Annotated in this window: 2 protein-coding genes; both read right to left on the minus strand. The window is 54.6% G+C overall.

Translation table 11 applies throughout. From position 1 onward, the window contains the following. Positions 1-2,197, minus strand: a 2,197-nt coding sequence (locus tag ACQY5R_RS18100) for a two-component regulator propeller domain-containing protein (RefSeq protein WP_428610689.1), incomplete at its 3' end; no start/stop codon positions are given. Between the two features lie 2 nt (positions 2,198-2,199). Further along, the coding region (locus ACQY5R_RS18105; RefSeq protein WP_428610690.1) for a sensor histidine kinase at positions 2,200-3,949 on the minus strand (1,750 nt) is incomplete at its 5' end.

Below are 3,949 nucleotides of genomic sequence, written 5' to 3' on the forward strand. Positions count from 1 at the left end.
CCGACTTGCCAAACAACCGGAAATCGGTGAGTACAACCGGCGGCACAAAGGGATCGTCCGTCACCTGGCTGGGGTCAAAAACGTTGAAGCCGTTGATACCGCCAAAATACATTTCGCCGGTGCGCGGGCTTTTGTAAAATGCGGTGAAAACATGGAACTCGTTGCTCTGTAGACCATCCAGGACATCATAGTTACGGAAGACTTGCGTCTGGGGGTTGAAACGGGAGAGTCCATTGTTCGTGCTGATCCACAGGTTTCCCTGCTTATCTTCCAGGATGCCCTCGATGGTGTCGTTGGGCAGCCCCTCCTTTACTGTGTACACCGTCGTACAGGTTCCGTTCGCCCGATCGAATGCGCACAAGCCCCCGGCCGTGCCAACCCAGAATTGTCCAACCTGGTCTTCGTAGAGGACACGCACAGCATCATCGGGCAGGCTTTTCAGATTCTGCGGGTCATTCTGAAACCGCGTGAACGTTTCTGTAGCCGGGTCGAAGCGGTTCAAGCCGCCGCCTTCGGTGGCCACCCACAAGGTTTTCGCCCGGTCTTCGTAGATATCGGTGACTGAGTCAGCACTCAGGCTGCTTGGATTGTCAGGATCATACAGGTAGCGTTGGAAGGTTTCAGTTACCCGATCAAAGCGGTTCAGCCCATTGTTCCAGCCGCCTACCCATAAGACGCCGTTGGAGTCGCGGTAAAGCGAGCGGATGATGTCATCGCTTAGGCTGTGGGGATCGTTGAGATCAAACCGGTAGGCTTTGAATTGACCGGTCTTCTGGTCAAACCGGTTCAGCCCGCCCCTGAAGGTGCCGAACCAGAGCGTGCCATCCGGGTCTTCCTGGGTGGCCGTCACCGAACCGGTCGTGATACTGTCCGGGTTGGCGGGGTCGTTGCGATAGAACTGCCAGGTGTTCGAGCGGCGATCCCAACGGTTGAGGGTGCGAGAAGTGCCAATCCAAACGATGCCGGTCTGGTCTTCAAAGATAGAGAAGAGAAAATTGTCAGCCACGCTGTTGGGGTTGTCGGCCTCATGCTTGTAGTGGGCAAACTTGGGTGGGCGGGTGGAAAACCCATTCGCCCCGCCGCCCAGGGTGCCCACCCACAACGTCCCGGAGGGGTCTTCGAGGAAGGAACTGATGAAATTGTTGCGCAAGCTGTGCGGATTGGCAGGGTCATTTTTATACTGTATAACCTGTCGCTGCTGCCGGTCAAACTTCAAGACCCCGCCGCCGCTGACGCCCAGCCACAGATTGCCCATGGCATCTTCGTAGAACCGCGAAACGCTGGGAAAGACCGCGTCCGGCGGGTCGGGGACAATCGCATAACGGGTAAATTGGCCGGTTTGCCGGTCCAGCACCCCAAAAGCCTGAGGAGCTGCCACCCAGAACGTCCCAGCGCGGTCTTCATACATTCCATGCACATACACGTCCGGAAACGCATGAGGATCATCTGGATTCGGCAGATACCGGGTAATCTGGCCTGAAACGGGGTCGAGCCGATTCAGGCCCGCATCCGAGGTCCCAATCCACAGCATCCCGCCCGCATCCTGGTAGACATTCTCGATGGAATTACTACTCAGGCTGTTGGCATCCTGGGGGTCGTGCTGGTAGTGGGTAAAGGTTCCTGCCGCCGGATCGAGCCGGTTCAGTCCGCCATCTTGCGTGCCGACCCACAACGCGCCCTGACGGTCCTCGTACAGGCCATGTTGGGGGATGGTGTTTCCGCTCAGGCTGTTGTTGGGATCATCCGGGTCGTGACGGTAGTGGGTAAAGGTTTCCGTCGCCGGGTCAAACCGGTCAAGCCCGCCGCCGCTGGTGCCCAGCCACAAGACGCCGCCCCGTCCCAGAAGGATAGCCTGCACGGTATTATTGGCCAGACTGTTGGGATTGCCGCGCTCGAAACGGTAGATCCGGAACGAATAGCCGTCGTAGCGGCTCAGGCCATCGCCGGTGGCGAACCACAAAAAGCCCTGGGCATCCTGCGCGATACCGTACACGTTCCCCGAGGGGAGACCCTCTTCGCCGGTGAGGGCGGTGAAGCGGATATCGTTGCCGGCTACCACGGGCAGGGTCACTGTGTCCGAAGCATCTTGAGCTATTACAGGCGTTGGCGCTGCATTCAGAAGCAGCAGCACCAGGAATACTGGGGTAATAATAAAGTTTAAATATGTTTGCGAGCAAACTCGTTTAAGTGTCATCATAATTATCCTCCTTGAATCGTTTGGGGTAGCGAAAAGTAAAAGGTGGCTCCCTGATCATTCTGTCCTTCGGCCCAGGTACGGCCGTTATGCCGTTTGATAATTTGGCGTACATTGGCCAAACCAATCCCTGTGCCTTCAAATTCATCGGCCGGATGCAAACGTTGAAAAACGCCAAAGAGTTTGTCTGCATACGCCATATCAAATCCCACCCCGTTATCGCGAATGAAAATGATCGCCTCTTTTCCCTTGATCTGACAGCCAATTTCAATCTCTATTCGTTGACACCCACGGGTAAATTTCAAAGCATTAGAAAGCAGATTGACCAGCACCTGATGCAGCATAGCCTGGTCGCCGACAACGGTGGGCAAAGGAGTAATTTGCCAGTGGATTGTTCGGCCTTTCATCTCCAACGCGAGTTCTTCGATGACCTCTTGTACCAGAGCGTCCAGATCAACCGACGTTTTAGATAACTCATGCCGCCCCATCCGGGAGAAGGTAAGCAGGTCATCAATCAACTGCCCCATTCTTATGGCTGCGTCGGAGATGGCATCCATGTAGTGCCGGCTGCGTTTGTCGAGGTCTTCACCTATTTGCTGTTGCAGCAGTTCCAGAAAGCCGTCAATGTGGCGCAGCGGTGAGCGCAGATCGTGGGAGACCGAGTAGGCAAATGCCTCTAATTCTTTGTTGGCCGCTTCGAGTTGCGCGGTGCGATCAAGGACACGCTGTTCAAGCTCCTGATTGAGCTGGCGGATTTCTTCTTCGGCGCGTTTTTGCTCGGTGATGTCGCGCGAAATACCAATGAGGCGATGGGTTTTTCCTGTTTCGTCACGGGCAGGAATGAGGGTTGACTGAAAATAGCGCTGCCCGACCGGCAGATCCAACAGCACTTCTTCTTCGATGGGCTGACCCGCTTCAACACAATGGCGGTACTTGGCGTTGACAATGGCGGCCACTTCTGGGGGAACGGTTTCTTCCTGCGTTTTTCCAACCGAGAAAGAGCGCGGTACCCCTGTTAGTCGTTCGAGGGCAGGATTAACTTCTATTGTTCGGAAACGGCCGTCGTCAGTTACTTCCAGCAGGTACAATCCGTCGAGTACATTATCGAATATTTCGCGGTATCGCCATTCGCTTGCACGCAAGGCTTCTTCCGCCCGCCTGCGATCTGTAATGTCTCGTGCAACCATCAAAAACTTATCATCGGATATTGGAGAAATGGTTGCATTAAACCAGAGATCCTTACTTCCAATAGGAATACTGTATTCAAAATTTACCGACTTTCGCGTGTTGAGGGCCTGGCTAATGTAGTTGAGAAAAAAGTCGGCCTGGTCCTTGGGGAAAATCTCATGAAGTGTCTTTCCCACCAATTCATCCGGAGGTTTGTATAAGAGCGATGGACTCGTGTCAACGATTTTCAGGTAGCGCCCTTCTGAGTTGCCGACAAATATGACATCCGTCATGGCCTCGATTAATGTGCGTAGTTCCCCTTCGGATGCACTTAACGCTTCCTCCACCTGTCTGCGTTCGGTGACGTCAATGAGCGAAACGAGGATCTTGGATAGTGTCTTCTCATAGCCGGGGCATACGGAGAAATAGACAGTCACATTTCGCGGCTCGCCTGCCAGGGTTTGGACAACGGCGTCTCTGGTCATCTCCATCTCTCCGTTCCACAGGCAGATCAGTTCCTGCTGGAATGTATCGAAGGACTCTGGCGTAAACGTGTTGGCCAGGCCCGTCAGCAGTTCCGCTTTATTT

The sequence above is a fragment of the Sedimenticola sp. genome, from assembly GCF_050289425.1.
Lineage (GTDB): Bacteria > Pseudomonadota > Gammaproteobacteria > Chromatiales > Chromatiaceae > Sedimenticola.